Origin of the sequence: Lentzea sp. CA-135723 (genome assembly GCF_050936595.1) — a bacterium.
GTDB lineage: Bacteria > Actinomycetota > Actinomycetes > Mycobacteriales > Pseudonocardiaceae > Lentzea.
This window is the reverse complement of record NZ_JBNJMK010000001.1, coordinates 6,001,033-6,018,117: the sequence shown is the minus strand read 5'-3', so window position 1 is coordinate 6,018,117 and position 17,085 is coordinate 6,001,033. Positions and strand designations below refer to the sequence as shown.

The window sequence follows — 17,085 nt, the reverse complement described above, 5'->3', positions numbered from 1 at the left end:
CGGAGGCGAGGAACGAAGATCACTTCCGCGCGTCGTGATCTCGGCGTGCCTTTCCCCGGTTCAGTCGGGCGATCGCGGCCTGGCTCCTCCGGTCGGCTCCGCGGTAGATCACCAGCAGCTGGTCGGGGTTCTGCAGCGGCCGGAGCGTCTCGAAGCTGAGGGCGATCTCCCCCGCGCTCGGGTGTTTCAGCACCTTGGCGCCGCGGGCGTTGAACCGGACGTCGCGCGCGGCCCACAGCCGGGCGAACTCCTCGTCGGCGGCGGCGCACTCGGCGATGAGGCCGGCCAGCACCTGGTCCTCGGGGTGCGCGGCCCACGCGGCCCGCAGGTGGGCGACGCCTTCTCTCACCACCCGGTCGCGGTCGACGTACCGCTGGCGGATCTCCGGGTGCAGCAGGCAGAGCCAGACCGCGTTGCGCCTGGTCTCCGGCAGTTCCCGGAAGTCCAGGAGCACCTCCGCCATCTCGTCGTTCCACGCGAGGACGTCGAACCGGTGGTTCATCACCATGGCTGGCCTCGGCGAGAGGTCCTCGACCAGCAGTTTCAACGACTCGGCCGCCTCGGTCGCCGCCTTGTCCTCGGTGCGCTGCCTGGTGAGGCCGAGGAGGTACGCGCGTTCGTCGTCGTTCAGCCGCAACGCCCCGGCCAGCGCCTGCGCCACCTCCGCCGACGGCCGCAGCCCGCGGGCCTGCTCCAGCCGGACGACGTAGTCGACGCTGATCCCCGCCAGCTCGGCGACCTCCTCGCGCCGCAGCCCGGGCGTCCTGCGCTGCCGTCGTCGCGGCAGGGCGAAGTCGCGCGGGTCCAGCCGCTCGCGCCGGGTCCTCAGGAAGATCGCGAGCTCCTGCGTCACGTCGGTGAGCATGGCCTCTTCAACAGTCCGGGTAGGACTCGTGTTCCCAGGAAGTTCCTTCCCTTATCGATGGGCTTTGTTCGTCGGACGCTGGTGCTCCACTTCGTCTTCGGGGAGAAACACCATGTCGCTCGACACGTACCGCCTGCTGGGCCGTTCCGGCCTGCGGGTTTCACCACTGGCCCTGGGCACCGCGACCTTCGGCAACGAGTGGGGCTGGGGCTCGTCGGCCGAGGACGCGCGGACGTTGTTCTCGACGTACGTCGACCGCGGCGGCAACTTCATCGACACGGCCGCGGCCTACGGCGGTTCCGAGGAACTGCTGGGCTCGCTGGTCGCGGGACGGCGCGACAGCCTGGTGCTGGCGACGAAGTACTCGACCCTGCGGCGTCCTGACGACCCGAACTCCGGCGGCTCGCACCGCAAGAACCTGTTCGCGTCGGTGGAGAACAGCCTCCGCCGGCTGCGCACGGACTACCTGGACCTGCTGCACGTGCACGTCTGGGACGCGCGGACGCCGTTCGAGGAGGTGCTGCGCGGCCTGGACGACCTGGTGCGGTCCGGCAAGGTCCTCTACGTGGGCATGTCGAACGCCCCGGCCTGGGAGATCGCGCGCATGCAGGCCGTCGCGGACCTGCGCGGCTGGTCACCGCTGGTGGCGTTGCAGGTCGAGTACAGCCTGATCAACCGGGCCGCCGAACGCGACCTGATCCCGATGGCCTCCGCACTGGGGCTGGGCGTGACGCCGTTCTCGCCGTTGGGCGGCGGAGTCTTGTCGGGCAAGTACTCGGGCGCCGCCGAGGCCGGGACGTCGCGCCGGGAGTTCAACGCCGCGCTGGGCATGGTGAACCCGCGCACGCTCGGGATCGCCGAGGTGGTGCGGTCGGTGGCGTTGGAGGTCGGATGCGCTCCTGCCCAGGTCGCGCTGGCGTGGAACGTGCGGCGGCCCGGGGTGGTCGCTCCTGTCGTGGGGGCGCGCACGCCGGAGCAGCTCGTCGGGAACCTCGGGGCGTTGGAGGTGGCGTTGACGGCGGGGCAGGTGGCGCGGCTGGACGAGGCGAGCGCGATCGACCTCGGGTACCCGCACGACGTGCTGTCCGGCGACCACATCCGGACCGTGCTGTCAGGGGAGCTGAAGGTCGAGAGCCGGTGAGCGCGGCACCACGACGACCTGGTCGGCGTCCTCGTAGACGATCCGGCCGGGGTCGTCGCTCTCCAGCCGCTCCCAGCGCACGCCGTGGGCGTCGAGGATGGCGAGGTAGCCGGGCAGGCGCACGACCAGGTGCGTCGCCTCGGTTTTGAACCAGGCACGGGCATCCGGGTTGACCGCGCGGTCGTAGACCGCCGGGTCGACCGTCGACGGGTCGGTGTAGGCGGCGTTGTACCAGGCGTTGTTGACGCGCACGAACTCTTCTTGCGCGGCGGTGAGCTCGCCGCGGCGGCGGAGGCCGTTCACGAGACCGAAGACGCCGGGGAAGCGGCCGCGGGCGTTGGGCTCGGCGGCCTGGTACCTGGCAAAGCGGAAGTCCCCCATGGGGCCGGAACCTACCGGCCCCACAGGGGACTCTCGCTCAGGCGGTGCGGCCCACGATCAGGCCGCTCTGGTCGTCCACCACGTCGACCCGCACCGTGTCGCCGTCCCGGACCTCGCCGGCCAGCAGCTCCTTCGCCAGCTGGTCGCCGATCGCCGACTGCACGAGCCGCCGCAACGGCCGCGCGCCGTAGATCGCGTCGAAGCCGTTGAGCGCCAGCCAGTCGCGGGCCGACGGCGTGACGTCGAGGGTCAGGCGCCGGGCCGCCAGGCGGTCGGCCAGGCGGGCGATCTGGATGTCCACGATGGACGTCAGTTCCTCGGTGGCGAGGGCGTGGAAGACCACGACGTCGTCCAGCCTGTTGAGGAACTCCGGCTTGAAGTGGCGTTGCACCACGGCGAGCACGGCGTCCTTGCGTTCCAGCTCGGTGAGCGTCGGGTTGACGATGGTCTGCGAACCCAGGTTCGAGGTGAGCACCAGGATCGTGTTGCGGAAGTCGACCGTGCGGCCCTGGCCGTCGGTCAGGCGGCCGTCGTCGAGCACCTGCAGCAGCACGTCGAACACGTCCGGGTGCGCCTTCTCGACCTCGTCCAGCAGCACGACCGAGTACGGGCGGCGACGGACCGACTCGGTGAGCTGGCCGCCCTGGTCGTAGCCGACGTAGCCGGGAGGCGCGCCGACCAGGCGGGCCACCGAGTGCTTCTCGGAGTACTCGCTCATGTCGATGCGGATCATCGCCCGCTCGTCGTCGAACAGGAAGCCCGCCAACGCCTTCGCGAGCTCCGTCTTGCCGACGCCGGTGGGGCCGAGGAACAGGAACGAACCCGTGGGGCGGTCCGGGTCGGCTACGCCGGCGCGTGTCCTGCGCACCGCGTCCGACACCACGCGCACGGCTTCGGCCTGGCCCACTACGCGGCGGCCCAGTTCCTCCTCCATGCGCAGCAGCTTGGCGGTCTCGCCCTCCAGCAGCCTGCCGGCGGGGATGCCGGTCCACGCCGACACCACGTCCGCGACGTCGTCCGGGCCGACCTCCTCCTTGAGCATCGCGGCGTCCTGTGTGGACTCCGCCGCGACCGCGAGTTCCTTCTCCAGCTGGGGGATCCGGCCGTACCGGAGCTCCGCCGCACGGCCGAGGTCGCCGTCGCGCTCGGCCCGTTCCGACTCGCCGCGCAACGACTCGAGCTGCTCCTTCAGCGCGCGCACGCGGTCGATGGAGCCCTTCTCGTTCTGCCACCTCGCCGTCAGCGCGGAGAGCTCCTCGCGCTTCTCGGCCAGTTCGGCGCGCAACGCGTGCAGGCGTTCGACGGAGGCCGCGTCGGACTCCTTGGACAGCGCCATCTCCTCGATCTCGAGGCGCCGCACGGCACGTTCGACGGTGTCGATCTCGACGGGCCGCGAGTCGATCTCCATGCGCAGCCGGGACGCGGCCTCGTCGACGAGGTCGATGGCCTTGTCCGGCAGGAAGCGCGCGGTGATGTAGCGGTCGGACAGCGTCGAGGCGGCGACCAGCGCGGCGTCCGTGATGCGCACGCCGTGGTGCACCTCGTAGCGCTCCTTCAAGCCGCGCAGGATGCCGACCGTGTCCTCCACCGAGGGTTCGCCGACCAGCACCTGCTGGAAGCGGCGTTCCAGGGCGGCGTCCTTCTCGATGTGCTCGCGGTACTCGTCCAGGGTCGTGGCACCGACCATCCTGAGCTCGCCGCGGGCCAGCATCGGCTTGATCATGTTGCCGGCGTCCATCGCCGACTCACCGGTCGCGCCCGCACCGACGATCGTGTGCAGCTCGTCGATGAACGTGATGACCTGCCCGGCCGAGTCGGTGATCTCCTTCAGCACGGCCTTGAGCCGTTCCTCGAACTCACCGCGGTACTTGGCGCCCGCGACCATCGAGCCGAGGTCGAGCGACACGACCTTCTTGCCGCGCAACGACTCCGGCACGTCACCGGCCACGACGCGCTGCGCCAGGCCCTCGACGATCGCGGTCTTGCCGACGCCGGGCTCGCCGATCAGCACGGGGTTGTTCTTGGTGCGCCGCGACAGCACCTGCACGACGCGGCGGATCTCGGCGTCACGGCCGATCACCGGGTCGAGCTCGCCCTTGCGCGCGCGTTCGGTCAGGTCGACGCCGTACTTCTCCAGCGCCTTGTAGGTGCCCTCGGGGTCGGCCGAGGTCACTCGCGCCGAGCCGCGCACCTTCGCGAACGCGTCGGTCAGCGCGTCGGGCGTGGCACCGTGCCGCCGCAGGAGGTCGGCCACCAGCCCGCCGTGCTGCGCGAGCCCGACGAGCAGGTGCTCGGTGGACACGTACTCGTCGCCCATCTCGGTGGCGAGCTCCTGCGCCCGGTTGATCACCCGCACGGCGTCGCGCGAGAACTGCGGGGCGGACACGGTGGAACCGGAAGCGCTCGGCAGCCCGCGGGAGAGCTGCTCCAGCTCCTTGCGCACCTGCTCGGGGTCGGCGCCCACGGCCGACAGCAACGGCGCGGTCAACCCGTCCGTCTGCGCCAGCAGTGCGCTGAGCAGGTGCACGGAACCCACGTCGGGGTTCCCGTTCAGCGTGGCGGCCTGCACCGCCGCGGACACGGCCTGCTGCGTCTTGGTCGTCGGGTTGAAAGCGTCCATTCCTCCACCTCGTGGTCAGCCTCCAGCATGGACCATCATCCCGCACAACGTCAGAAAAGTTGAGTCTGTTCCGCTCAACCTTGAAATCGCTCCAGATCACAGCGCGACTAGGCGATGATCAGTCCCATGACGTCCATCATCCACAGCATCACGATCGACACGCGGGACTGCTACGAGATCGCCTCGTGGTGGAGCGAGGTCCTGGACCTGCCGATCCACCCCGACGACAACCCCGGCGACCCCGAGGCGATGATCGAGCTGCCGAACGGCATCCGCTACCTGTTCATCAACGTTCCCGAAGGAAAAGACCTCAAGAACAGGCTGCACCTGGACCTGCAGCCGGTGGGCACGACCCGCGACGAGGAGGTGGAGCGCCTCGTCGGGATCGGCGCGACGGTCTTCGACGATCAGCGCAGGCCCGACGGCACCGGCTGGGTCACCCTCCGCGACCCCGAGGGCAACGAGTTCTGCGTGGAACGCAGCGCATCCGAACGAGCCGCGACGTCCTGACCAGCGTCACTCGAAAGCACCAACAGCTTGTCCACAGCGGGAACCGAGTTATCCACAATCCGCTGTTCAGTATCCACAGGTGAATCAAGTTCAGTGGCGACCGTCTGTGCACCAGAACCCGTTGGGGTGACATCTTCCACCGAGTCGCGCAGCGGCTGCTCCTTGATCAGCAGGACCGCGATGACCGTGAACACGGCGAGCCCGGCGGCGATGAGGAACAACTCGCCCATGGCGTCACCGTAGGAGTCGCGCACGACTGGGGAGAGGGACCCGCGGTCGAGCGTCTTCGTGCTCACCTGGGCCGCCAGCACGGCCCCGAGCACCGAGACGCCGGCCGTCCCGCCCAGCGACCGCAGGAACGTGGCCGTGGAGCTGGCCGCTCCGAGGTCGGCCATGCCCACGCCGTTCTGCACGGCCAGCACGAGGTTCTGCATGGTCAGCCCGACTCCGACGCCGACCAGGGCGAGGTACGCGCCCATCAGCACGAGGTTGGTCCGGTGGTCGATCGTCCCGAGCAGCGCCAGCCCCGCGACCAGCGAGAACGCTCCCCACACGAGGTAGCTCTTCCACCGCCCGCTCTTGGCGATCAACTGCCCGCTGACCGTCGACGAGATGCTCAGCCCGAGCACCAGCGGCACCGTCAGCAACCCGGCCTTGGTCGGCGAGAAGCCGCGCGCGATCTGGAAGTACTGCCCCATGAACACCGACGCGCCGAACATCGCGGTCCCCACCGCGACACCCCCGAGCATCGCCAGCACCACGGTCCGGTTCTTGAACAGGTGCAGCGGGATGACCGGCGCACTGGCCCGCCGCTCCACGAAGTAGGCCCCGACGATCGCGAGGAGCGCCCCGCCCGCGAAGAGCGCGCTCTCACCGCTGATCCAGCCGAAGTCCTTGCCCGCGAACGACACCCACATGAGCACGAGGCTCACCCCACCCGTGATGAGCGTGGCACCGAGGTAGTCGATCTTCACGTGCTGCTTCTTCACCGGCAGGTGCAACGTCTTGTGCAGCACGGCCAGCGCCACGAGCGCGAGCGGGACGCAGACGAAGAAGCACCACCGCCACCCCGGCCAGTCGACGAGGAACCCGCCGACCAACGGCCCGCCGACCGTCCCGGCGGAGATCACCATGCCGGTGTAGCCGCTGTACCGCCCACGTTCACGCGGGCTGAGCAGCGCGCCGACGACGACCTGCCCCAGCGCCTGCACACCACCCATGCCGAGCCCCTGCACGACCCGGAACCCGATCAGCTGCTCCATGTTCTGGCTGAGGCCCGAGAGCACCGAGCCGATCACGAACAGCACGATCGCGGACTGCAGCAGCCGCTTCTTGTCGAAGAGGTCCGCGAGCTTCCCCCACAGGGGCGTGCTGGCGGTGGACGCGAGGAGCATCGCGGTGATGACCCACGTGTACTGGGTCTGCGTGCCTTTGAGCTCGGCCAGGATCGTCGGGAGGGCGTTCGAGACGATGGTGGAGCTGAGGATCGCGACGAGCAACGCCACCCAGATTCCGGACAGCGCTTCGAGGATCTCCCGATGCGACGAGGGCCGACTCAAACCGGCACACCTCCAGTAGTTAGTTGATGTCATACAACTATATCTGGAGATAGTTAGCTAGAACAACGAATTGGGGTGGCTGATGGGTCACACCCAGGGTCGGCCGGGCCGCTCGAGCGGGGGTCGGCGCACGCTCACGAACGGGGCGGCACGTGCCGGACGGACGACCGCGGCGGTGGAGTCCCACCGCCGCGGCCGTCCGCCTGCGAGATCAGCGACTCAGGACTCGGCAGCCTTCGTGGCCTTCGCCTCGAAGAAGTCCCCGCCCTTCCGCCGGACGTCGTCCGTCCCCCAGTCCCGGATCCGGTCCACCGGCACCATCCGGGGGATGTGCTTGCGGCAGTGGATGTAGGCCTCCTCGACGGACACCACCACCCACCGCTCGACCTTCCGGTCCTCCCCGGCCAGCTCGGCGAACTCCTCGAAGGGAGCGATCCGGGCGGCCCCGTTCACGTGCAGCCCGATCAGGTCCTCGGTGAAGTCCACCATCAGCATCCCAACGTGCGGGTTCTCCATGATGTTGCCGAGCGAGGCCATCACCCCGTTCCCCCGGTACTCGGGGTAGACGAGGGTCCGCGAGTCCACGACGTGCAGGAACCCGGCCGGCCCCGCGCGCAGTGACGAGTCGCACTCCCCGTCGGCGTCAGCGGTGGAGACGAAGGCCATCTCCATCCGGGCGACGAAGGAGACCATCAGGGGGTTCAGGTGGTCCAGCACCTGGTCCGAGTAGAAGCGCGTAGCGCGATCGGTCGTCTCCAGGGCACATTGGAGGAAGTGCTCACCACGTGAGCCGGGCAAGGCGTCGCGCTCCACACGGTCGGGTGAGGTGGTTTCAGTCAGCTCTGGCAGGGACACGCGCCCAACCCAAGCACGCAAGCACGCAACCCGGTACAGAAGGACCCTCACATTCACACTGTTGCGGTAACAACTAGTCACGTAGAGTTACCGTGCTTCGCTCGAAGGTGGCATCAAGGAGTCAGGAGGCTCGAACAGGGGTTAGTGTCCACTCCGTCGGGGGACGGATGCTTGACGAGTAACGACAGCGCCCCAGCCGGCGCTACTCAGAAACACCCAATGAGAACGTGGAGACTGCGCGCGGACCATGACTGCGAACGCTGTGCTGAGCCCCATCCCTACCCCGCCACACCGAGAACCCCCGCCTGGCGTCACCGCGATGGTGCGGATGATCCGGGAGAGCTTCGCTGTGGTGGAGCCGCACGCCGAAGAAGTGGCGAAGTTCTTCTACGGCATGCTCTTCTCCCTCTCGCCCGCCACACGCGAGATGTTCCCCGCGAACATGGAGGTGCAGCGGAGCCGTCTGCTGCGCGCCCTCGTGCACGTCGTGCAGATGGTCGACCGCCCGGACGACCTCATTCCCTTCCTGCGTCAGCTGGGACGTGACCACCGCAAGTTCGGTGTCATCAACGTCCACTACGAGGCGGTCGGGACGGCACTGCTGTCCGCGGTGAAGAAGTTCTCCGGCGCCGCCTGGACGCCCAAGGTCGAGATGGCGTGGGCCGAGGCCTACACCCTCATGGCGAGGGCGATGCAGGAGGCGGCCGACGCCGACAACGGGCCCGCCTACTGGCACGCGACGGTGCTGGAGCACCAGCGCGTGTCGTGGGACCTCGCGGTCGTGCGCCTGCAGCCGGACCACCCGGTGAGCTACAAGGCCGGTCAGTACGTCAGCGTGGAGACGCCGCAGCGCAAGCGCCTGTGGCGGTACTTCTCGCCGGCGAACGCACCGCGCGAGGACGGCGTCATCGAGTTCCACATCCGGTCCGTCGACGGCGGCTGGGTGTCCCGCTCGGTCGTCGGCCACACGCAGGCCGGTGACACGTGGCGCATCGGACCGCCCATGGGACGTCTGTCGGTCGACCGCACGGCCGGCACGGACATCCTCATGGTCGCCGGTGGCACGGGTGTCGCGCCGATGCACGCGATCATCGACGAGATGTCGCAGTACGGCGAGAACCCGCGCGTGCACCTGTTCTACGGCGGCCGCACCCGCGAGGACCTGTACGACCTCGACAACCTGCAGCGCATCGCGACCACGAACCCGTGGCTCACGGTCGTGCCGGTGCTGGAGTCCGACCCCGGCGTCCGAGGTGTCGAGCAGGGCAGCCTCGCCGACGTGGTCACCCGCTATGGCGCGTGGGAGGACCGGGACGTCCTGGTCTGCGGCAGCCCGGCCATGATCAGGTCCACGGTGTCCCGCATGCTGGTCGCGGGAACTCCGCTCGACCGGATCAAGTACGACCCGTTCACGCTGGACTAAGCTCGGCACGTCGACAAGCGACTGGCGTGCCGAGGGTGGAACTGACCACCGGGAAGCGACGGCCGAGCGCACCGAACGCCTGGGTGCCCGGCACGGAGTGATGCCGTGCTGCGCGAAGCCGATCCAGAGATCGCCGCCCTGATCCAGGCCGAGGAACGTCGTCAGGCCAGCAAGCTGCGCATGATCGCGTCGGAGAACGACGTGTCGCAGGCCGTGCTTGAGGCAACAGGCTCGGTGCTGACGAACAAGTACTCCGAGGGCTACCCCGGCAAGCGGTACTACGAGGGCCAGCAGGTCATCGACCAGGTCGAACTGCTGGCACAGGAACGGGCGAAGGCGCTCTTCGGCGTCGAGCACGCGAACGTGCAGCCCTACTCGGGCTCTCCCGCGAACCTCGCCGTGTACCTCGCGTTCCTGAACCCCGGCGACACCGTGATGGGCATGTCCCTGCCGATGGGCGGCCACCTCACGCACGGCTGGAGCGTCTCGGCCACGGGGAAGTGGTTCCGCAGCGTCCAGTACGAGGTCCGCAAGGAGACCGGCCGCGTCGACATGGACGAGGTCCGCACGCTGGCGCAGATCGAACGTCCGAAGGTGATCTTCTGCGGCGGCACGGCGATCCCGCGCACGATCGACTTCCCGGCGTTCGCCGAGATCGCCCAGGAGGTCGGCGCGCTGCTCGTCGCCGACATCGCGCACATCGCCGGGCTGGTCGCGGGCGGTGCGCACCCGTCGCCGGTCGGGCACGCGCCGGTGATCACCACGACCACGCACAAGACGTTGCGCGGGCCGCGGGGCGCCATGATCCTCACCGACGCCGCGCACGCGAAGGCGATCGACCGCGCGGTCTTCCCCAGCCTTCAGGGCGGTCCGCACAACCACACCACGGCCGCCATCGCCGTGGCGCTCAAGGAAGCCGCGCGGCCCGAGTTCCGCGACTACGCGCAGATGATCGTGCGCAACGCCCATGCGCTCGCCGAGGCGTTGCTGGAGCGCGGGTTCGACCTGGTCTCCGGCGGCACCGACAACCACCTGGTGCTGATCGACCTGACGTCGAAGCTGATCGCGGGCAAGCCGGCCGCGCAGGCGCTGGACCGCGCGGGCATCGAGCTGAACTACAACGCGGTGCCGTTCGACACCCGCAAGCCGTTCGACCCGTCCGGCATCCGGCTCGGCACGCCGGAGATCACGACGCGCGGCCTGAAGCCGGAGCAGATGCCGTTGATCGCGGACTGGATGGACCGCGCGATCGCCGCCCACGACAACGACCAGGCGCTCGACCGCATCGCGGCCGAGGTCGGCGAGCTACTCGCCTCGCTCTAGCCTGCCGGCTGCTTCCCGCACCTCGCTGAACGTCCGGCGGGCGACCTCCCCGAAGTCCCCGCCGGACGGCAGCCACCGCTCGTAGCCGTGGTTGAACGCCAGCACGCCCAGCTCGGCGGCCACCGAAGCCTCCAGCTCCGGCACCCCGCGCCGCTGCAGCGCGTCCGTCATCGCGACGGCGAACCCGACCATCTTCAACGCGGACCGCTCCCGCAGCTCGTCGTTGCCCGCGATCACCTCGAGCCGCTGCGCCCCGTGCGCCCGCCGCTGCTCGGTGAACGTCTCCGCGGTGGCCACCAGCGCCGCCTCGACCGCCTCCAACGGCCCCACCTCCGGCCCGGCCGCGGCGATGGCACCGGTCATGAGCTCGGCCAGCACGTCCTGCCCGCCGAACAACACCTCGCGCTTGTCGCGGAAGTGCCGGAAGAACGTGCTCTTCGTGAGCCCGGCGCGCTCGGCGATCTGCGCGACGGCGGTGTTCTCGTACCCCTGCTCGCTGAACAGGTCGAGCGCCGCGCGCACCAACCGATCCCGCGCGTCCGGCTCCCATCGACCCATGCCCCACATCCTAAGTGATGCGACTAAGTCCCATCACTCTGCTACGGTTGATGAGACCAAGTCCCATCACTTTTTCAAGGATGTGCCATGAAGGTCTTCGTCACGGGCGCCAGCGGCCACGTCGGCTCAGCACTGGTCCCCGAACTGCTGGGCGCCGGCCACCAGGTCGTCGGCCTGGCCCGCTCCGACACCTCCGCCGCCAAGCTGGAAGCCCAGGGGGTGACGGTCCAGCGCGGCGACCTGGACGACCTCGACGGCCTGCGCAAGGGAGCGGCCGAGGCGGACGCCGTGATCCACCTGGCGTTCAAGCACGAGGAGATGTACGCGGGCGACTACCAGGGCGCCTCGGAAGCCGACCTCGCCGTGGTGCACGCGTTCCTCGACGAGCTGTCCGGCACCGGCAAGGCGCTGGTGGGCACCGGCGGCACGCTGTCGTACTCCGGCCTGGGCCGCACGGCCACCGAGGAGGAGCGGATCCCCAGCGAGGGCCCGCGCGGCGCCGCCCGCAACGCGATCCTCGACGCCACGGGCCTGCGCGGCTCGGTCGTGGTGCTGCCGCCGACCGTCCACAGTGAACTCGACACGGCCGGCTTCATCCCGATCCTGGTCCGCACCGCCCGCGCCACAGGCATCTCCGGCTACCCCGGCGACGGCACCAACCGCTGGTCGGCAGGCCACACGAGGGACGCGGCGCGCCTCTACCGGCTGGCGGCGGAGAAGGCGCCGGCGGGTTCGGTGCTGCACGCGGTCGGCGAGGAGGCGATCACCATGCGGGAGATCGCCGAGGTGATCGGGCGGAAGCTGGGCGTGCCGGTCGAGAGCATCCCGGCCGAGCGCGGGCAGGAGCACTTCGGCCCGCTGGCGTTCATGGTGTCGCGGGACGCGCCGACGTCCGCCGAGCGCACGAAGGCGTTGCTGGGCTGGGAGCCGACGGGGCCCGGGCTGCTGGAGGACCTGGAGAGCGGGTTCTACTTCGAGCAGGGCTGAGCTTCGAGCTCGCGGTGGGGAGCAGCTGAGCCGTCGAGCTCACGGCGAGGCGCTTCCTCACGGGCAGCCGAGGTGGCGAGGCGCTTCCTCACAGGCAGCCGACGCGGCAAGCCGCTTCCTCACGGGCAGCCGACGTGGCGAGCCGCTTCCTCAAGCAGGGCAGGGGTTCCCGCCGCTGTTCCACGCGCGTGACGCGCCATCGTCCTGGCCTTCGAACACCTGGCCTGCCGACCTGGCCGGCGTGGCTTCGTGCTGCTGCTCGAACGCCGGTCGCTTCGTCCGCCCCTTCTCGCCGCCGCCCGCCCCCTTCCGCTTGCGGGGGAAGGTGATCATGGTTTCCGGACATCTACTAGACGGGGCCAGGCGTGAATCAGGACGAGGTTCACCCGTCCGGGTGGCTGGACCTTCGGTTTGCCGAGCTTCTCGGGGGTCCGGTGAAAGGTGGATGGCGCGACAGAAGGCAAGTGGTGCAGCGAAAAGCAGGTGGCGCGGCGGAGGGTAGGAGGCGAAGGAAGCCGGCTGAAGCGCGACGCCGCGCCCCCGCGGTGGTCGCAGAAAACTCGACCAGCTCGGTGGGCGCGGCGTCGCGAAAGCTTCGGCCGAACCGTCAGATCACTTGCGCGGCTTGGGTTTCCAGACCACCAGGGCGGTCTCCTGGCGGATCGGCACCAGGTCGCGGCGGTAGGAGGCGTGGACCGCGGCGGCTGTGGAGTCGGCTGCCGCCAGGGCCTGGGCGAGTTCCTGCTGGAGCTCGACCACCCGCGACCTCAGGGCGTCCACCTGGTTTTCCAGGTCGATGATGCGCTTGATGCCGGCGAGGTTGACGCCCTCGTCCTGGGAGAGGCGTTGGACCTCGCGCAGCAGCACGATGTCGCGCATCGAGTAGCGGCGGCCGCCGCCGGAGGTGCGGCCCGGGGAGACCAGGCCCATCCGGTCGTAGGACCGGAGGGTCTGGGCGTGCAGGCCGGACAGCTGGGCTGCCACCGAGATCACGAAGAACGGCGTGTCCTCATCGGTCCCGGGAGGGAACGGAAAACCCACCGAACTCACCGCCCTTCAAGAAGTGCGTTCAGTTCGCTGCGGGGGTCGTGGTCCCGCGTCACTTCGGCGTACGCCTCCAGGGCCTTGCGGGCCTCGGACGACAGGTTGTTCGGCACCGCGACCTCCAGGGTGATCAGGAGATCGCCCGAAGTGCCGTCGCGCTTCGTGATCCCCTTGCCCCGCGCCCGCAGCACTCGCCCGGAGGCGGTGCCCGCCGGCACCTTCAAGGTCACCTTGCCGTCCAGGGTCGGCACGGTCAACGTCGTTCCGAGTGCGAGCTCGTCGAACGTCATCGCGGCCTTGAGCGTCAGGTCGTTGCCCTGGCGGCCGAAGACGCTGTGCGGGTTGACGTGCACGCGCACGAACAGGTCGCCGGACGGTCCGCCGTTGCGGCCCGGTTCGCCCTGGCCGGCGAGGCGGATGCGCTGGCCGTCGTCGACGCCCGACGGGATCCGCACGGTGAGCGTGCGGGTGCGGGTGCTGACGCCGTCGCCGCCGCACTCGGGGCACGGGTCGTCGATGATCCGGCCGGTGCCGCGGCAGTCGCGGCACGGCTCGCTGAACGCGAAGGCACCCTGCGAGCGGGTGACCAGGCCGGAACCCGAGCAGGTCGCGCAGGTGTGCGGGGTGGTGCCGGGCTTGGCGCCGGAACCGTTGCAGGTGGTGCAGGCGGCGGGGGACGACAGGCGCAGCGGCACCGTCGCGCCCTTCACCGCCTCGGTGAAGTCGATGCGGACGTCGGTCTCGACGTCCTCGCCACGACGCGGGCGCGTGGCCGAGCCGGGGGCCGTGCCTCCGCCTCGCCGGTTGAACAGGCCGCCGAGCAGGTCGCCCAGCCCGCCGCCGCTGCCACCGGTGCCCTGCGCGGCACGGCCGAACAGGTCGTTGACGTCGAACCCGCCGGAGCCGAAGCCGCCGGAGCCGGGGAAGCCGCCACCGCCCGCGAACAGGCGGCGGGCCTCGTCGTACTGCTTGCGCTTGGCCGCGTCCGACAGCACGCCGTAGGCCTCGGAGACCGCCTTGAAGCGGGCTTCCGCCTTGGCGTCGCCGGGGTTCGCGTCCGGGTGCAGCTCGCGCGCGAGCTTGCGGTACGACTTCTTGATCTCGTCGGCCGACGCGTCGGAGGAGACGCCCAGCTCGCGGTAGAAGTCCTTCTCGATCCAGTCCCTAGCACTCACCGGACGTCTCCTCCTCCCTACGCTTCTTCAGCCGGAGCCGGCGCGGCACCGGGCTCGTGGTCGGTCACCGCGACAAGCGCGGGGCGGACGAGCTTCTCGCCGAAGGTGTAGCCGCGGCGCAGCACCGCGGTGACCGTCGGTCCGTCGACGTCCGGGGACGTGCTGTGCTGCACGGCCTCGTGCACCGACGGGTCGAACGCCTCGCCCTCGTGCGCGAACGGCTCGAGGCCGGTCTTCTGCAACGTGGACACGAGCTTGTCCGCCACGGCCTTGAACGCACCGGTCAGGTCGCCGTGCGCGGCGGCCCGTTCGATGTCGTCCAGCACCGACAGCAGCTCGCCGGCGACGGTCGCCTTCGCGTTGTTGATCACTGCCTCGCGGTCGCGTTCCACCCGCTTGCGGTAGTTCGCGTACTCGGCGGTGAGCCGCTGCAGGTCGGCGGTGCGCTCGTCGAGCTGGGTCTTCAGCTCGGCGGCCACCTCGTCCACGACCTCGGCGACCAGGGGCTCTTCCGGAGCAGCGCCTTCCTCGGGAGCCGCGTGGGCCGGCGGCCGGACCTCGCCCGTTTCCGGGTCGATCCGGCGCCGGTCGTTCACGACGACCTGAGGCTGCTCCTCGTCGGGGGCGGCGTGCCTCGGTTCGGTCACTTCTTCTCGTCCTCGTCCACGATCTCGGCGTCGACGACGTCATCGTCCTTCTTGGCGCCCGCACCGGCACCCGCGGCACCCGGCGCGTCCGCACCGGGGGCCTCGGCGCCCTGAGCACCAGGAGCGTTGGCGTAGATCGCCTGGCCGATGGCCTGGGACTCGGTCGCGAGCTTCTCGACCGCCGTCTTGATGGCGTTGATGTCGGTGCCCTTGAGCGCCTCGGTCGCCTCCGCGATCGCGGCGTTGACCTTGTCCTTGATCTCGGCGGGGAGCTTGTCGTCGTTCTCCTTGACGACCTTCTCCGTCTGGTAGACGAGCGTCTCGGCCTGGTTGCGGACCTCGGCCTCCTCGCGGCGGCGCTTGTCCTCCTCCGCGTGGGCCTCGGCGTCCTTCACCATGCGGTCGATGTCGTCCTTCGGCAGCGCGGAGCCACCGGTGATCGTCATCGACTGCTCCTTGCCGGTGCCCAGGTCCTTCGCGAAGACGTGGACGATGCCGTTCGCGTCGATGTCGAAGGTGACCTCGATCTGCGGCACGCCACGCGGGGCGGGCGGCAGGCCGGTCAGCTCGAACATGCCGAGCTTCTTGTTGTGCGCCGCGATCTCGCGCTCGCCCTGGAAGACCTGGATCTGCACGGACGGCTGGTTGTCGTCGGCCGTCGTGAAGGTCTCGGAGCGCTTCGTCGGGATCGTGGTGTTGCGCTCGATCAGCTTGGTCATGATGCCGCCCTTGGTCTCGATGCCGAGGGACAGCGGGGTGACGTCGAGCAGCAGGACGTCCTTGACCTCGCCCTTGAGGACACCGGCCTGCAGGGCGGCGCCGACGGCGACGACCTCGTCCGGGTTCACGCCCTTGTTGGGCTCGCGGCCACCGGTCAGCTCCTTGACGAGCTCACCGACGGCGGGCATGCGGGTGGAGCCACCGACGAGCACGACGTGGTCGATGTCGCCGACGGAGATGTTGGCGTCCTTGATCACGTTGTTGAACGGCGCGCGGGTGCGCTCCAGCAGGTCGTTCGTGATCCGCTGGAACTCGGCGCGCGACAGCGTCTCGTCGAGGAACAGCGGGTTCTTGTCGCCGTCCACCGTGATGTACGGCAGGTTGATCGACGCCTGCGACGAGCTGGACAGCTCGATCTTGGCCTTCTCGGCGGCCTCGCGGATCCGCTGCAGGGCCATCTTGTCCTTGGTCAGGTCGATGCCGTTGGCCTGCTTGAAGCGCTCGACCAGCCAGTCGACGACGCGCTGGTCCCAGTCGTCGCCACCGAGGTGGTTGTCACCGGAGGTCGCCCGGACCTCGACCACGCCGTCACCGAGCTCGAGCAGCGAGACGTCGAACGTGCCGCCACCGAGGTCGAAGACCAGGATGGTCTGCTCCTTCTCGCCCTTGTCGAGGCCGTACGCCAGCGCGGCCGACGTCGGCTCGTTGACGATGCGGAGCACGTTGAGGCCCGCGATCTGGCCGGCCTCCTTGGTGGCCTGGCGCTGCGCGTCCTCGAAGTAGGCGGGGACGGTGATGACGGCGTCGGTGATCTCCTCACCGAGGTACGCCTCGGCGTCGCGCTTGAGCTTCATCAGCACGCGCGCGGAGATCTCCTGCGAGGTGTACTGCTTGCCGTCGATCTCGTCGGTCTTCCAGTTGGTGCCGACGTGCCGCTTGACCGACCGGATGGTGCGGTCGACGTTGGTGACGGCCTGGTTCTTCGCGGGCTGACCCACGAGGACCTCGCCGTTCTTGGCGAACGCGACGATGGACGGGGTCGTCCTGGAGCCCTCCGAGTTGGCGATGACCGTCGGCTCACCGCCTTCGAGAACGGCGACGACGGAGTTGGTCGTCCCCAAGTCGATGCCGACTGCACGCGCCATTGGAGTTCCTTCCGCTAGTACTTGTTGAGCGTTGCTGGCTCAAGTTTGCCATCCGCTCAAACCTGAGCCTACCCGACTCAAGCTTTCTGACTGGCCCAACGACCGGAGAACTCTGGTTGTTCCCTCAGAACG

General features: G+C 69.5%; 16 protein-coding genes and 1 riboswitch. Of the genes, 5 read left to right on the top strand and 11 right to left on the bottom strand.

What is annotated here, in order from left to right; all coding sequences use genetic code 11:
* Positions 1-19 precede the first annotated feature (19 nt).
* Positions 20-865, bottom strand: a complete 846-nt coding sequence (locus tag ACQEU1_RS27785; protein WP_433207711.1) for a helix-turn-helix domain-containing protein — start codon at positions 863-865, stop codon at positions 20-22.
* Positions 866-977: 112 nt separating this feature from the next.
* Between ACQEU1_RS27785 and ACQEU1_RS27780 the strand changes: the two genes are divergently transcribed.
* Positions 978-2,006, top strand: coding sequence for an aldo/keto reductase (locus ACQEU1_RS27780; protein ID WP_433207708.1), 1,029 nt, complete (start codon positions 978-980; stop codon positions 2,004-2,006).
* Here the strand turns inward: ACQEU1_RS27780 and ACQEU1_RS27775 are convergent.
* Positions 1,977-2,387, bottom strand: a complete 411-nt coding sequence (locus ACQEU1_RS27775; protein WP_433207705.1) for a hypothetical protein — start codon at positions 2,385-2,387, stop codon at positions 1,977-1,979. The two genes, ACQEU1_RS27780 and ACQEU1_RS27775, sit on opposite strands and share 30 nt — an antisense overlap.
* 37 nt (positions 2,388-2,424) lie before the next feature.
* Positions 2,425-5,007, bottom strand: a complete 2,583-nt coding sequence (gene clpB / locus ACQEU1_RS27770; RefSeq protein ID WP_433207702.1) for an ATP-dependent chaperone ClpB — start codon at positions 5,005-5,007, stop codon at positions 2,425-2,427.
* A gap of 126 nt (positions 5,008-5,133) precedes the next feature.
* On the opposite strand from clpB, the gene ACQEU1_RS27765 reads away from it, so the two are divergent.
* Positions 5,134-5,517 (top strand): VOC family protein, encoded by a 384-nt coding sequence (locus ACQEU1_RS27765; RefSeq protein WP_433207699.1) that lies wholly within the window; start codon positions 5,134-5,136, stop codon positions 5,515-5,517.
* Here the strand turns inward: ACQEU1_RS27765 and ACQEU1_RS27760 are convergent.
* A complete protein-coding gene (locus ACQEU1_RS27760; protein WP_433207696.1) occupies positions 5,415-7,076 on the bottom strand; it encodes an MDR family MFS transporter in 1,662 nt (553 codons plus the stop codon). The genes ACQEU1_RS27765 and ACQEU1_RS27760 overlap by 103 nt on opposite strands.
* A 219-nt stretch (positions 7,077-7,295) precedes the next feature.
* Positions 7,296-7,931: a pyridoxamine 5'-phosphate oxidase family protein gene (locus ACQEU1_RS27755; RefSeq protein ID WP_433207693.1), complete on the bottom strand. Its 636-nt coding sequence runs from the start codon at positions 7,929-7,931 to the stop codon at positions 7,296-7,298.
* A 319-nt stretch (positions 7,932-8,250) separates the two neighbouring features.
* Between ACQEU1_RS27755 and ACQEU1_RS27750 the strand changes: the two genes are divergently transcribed.
* The gene (locus ACQEU1_RS27750; RefSeq protein WP_433207690.1) at positions 8,251-9,354 is read left to right on the top strand and encodes an FAD-binding oxidoreductase; all 1,104 of its coding nucleotides are present in this window, start codon (positions 8,251-8,253) and stop codon (positions 9,352-9,354) included.
* A gap of 7 nt (positions 9,355-9,361) precedes the next feature.
* Positions 9,362-9,446: riboswitch (ZMP/ZTP riboswitch) on the top strand.
* Positions 9,447-9,459: 13 nt separating this feature from the next.
* Positions 9,460-10,677, top strand: coding sequence for a serine hydroxymethyltransferase (gene glyA, locus ACQEU1_RS27745; protein WP_433207687.1), 1,218 nt, complete (start codon positions 9,460-9,462; stop codon positions 10,675-10,677).
* Here the strand turns inward: glyA and ACQEU1_RS27740 are convergent.
* Complete coding sequence (locus ACQEU1_RS27740) at positions 10,660-11,235, bottom strand: TetR/AcrR family transcriptional regulator (protein ID WP_433207684.1); 576 nt, start codon at positions 11,233-11,235, stop codon at positions 10,660-10,662. The genes glyA and ACQEU1_RS27740 overlap by 18 nt on opposite strands.
* 87 nt (positions 11,236-11,322) lie before the next feature.
* Between ACQEU1_RS27740 and ACQEU1_RS27735 the strand changes: the two genes are divergently transcribed.
* Complete coding sequence (locus ACQEU1_RS27735) at positions 11,323-12,222, top strand: SDR family oxidoreductase (protein WP_433207681.1); 900 nt, start codon at positions 11,323-11,325, stop codon at positions 12,220-12,222.
* Between the two features lie 150 nt (positions 12,223-12,372).
* Here the strand turns inward: ACQEU1_RS27735 and ACQEU1_RS27730 are convergent, their stop codons facing one another.
* From ACQEU1_RS27730 to dnaK, 5 genes are all read right to left on the bottom strand, one after another.
* Positions 12,373-12,555, bottom strand: a complete 183-nt coding sequence (locus ACQEU1_RS27730) for a hypothetical protein (protein ID WP_433207678.1) — start codon at positions 12,553-12,555, stop codon at positions 12,373-12,375.
* A gap of 279 nt (positions 12,556-12,834) precedes the next feature.
* Entirely contained in the window at positions 12,835-13,263 is a 429-nt protein-coding gene (locus ACQEU1_RS27725) for a heat shock protein transcriptional repressor HspR (RefSeq protein WP_285637061.1), read from the bottom strand.
* Positions 13,264-13,268: 5 nt separating this feature from the next.
* Complete coding sequence (gene dnaJ / locus ACQEU1_RS27720) at positions 13,269-14,441, bottom strand: molecular chaperone DnaJ (protein WP_433207675.1); 1,173 nt, start codon at positions 14,439-14,441, stop codon at positions 13,269-13,271.
* A 17-nt stretch (positions 14,442-14,458) separates the two neighbouring features.
* Positions 14,459-15,088, bottom strand: coding sequence for a nucleotide exchange factor GrpE (gene grpE, locus ACQEU1_RS27715; protein ID WP_433207672.1), 630 nt, complete (start codon positions 15,086-15,088; stop codon positions 14,459-14,461).
* Entirely contained in the window at positions 15,085-16,953 is a 1,869-nt protein-coding gene (gene dnaK, locus ACQEU1_RS27710) for a molecular chaperone DnaK (protein WP_433207669.1), read from the bottom strand. The genes grpE and dnaK overlap by 4 nt, the downstream gene beginning before the upstream one ends.
* Positions 16,954-17,085 lie beyond the last annotated feature (132 nt).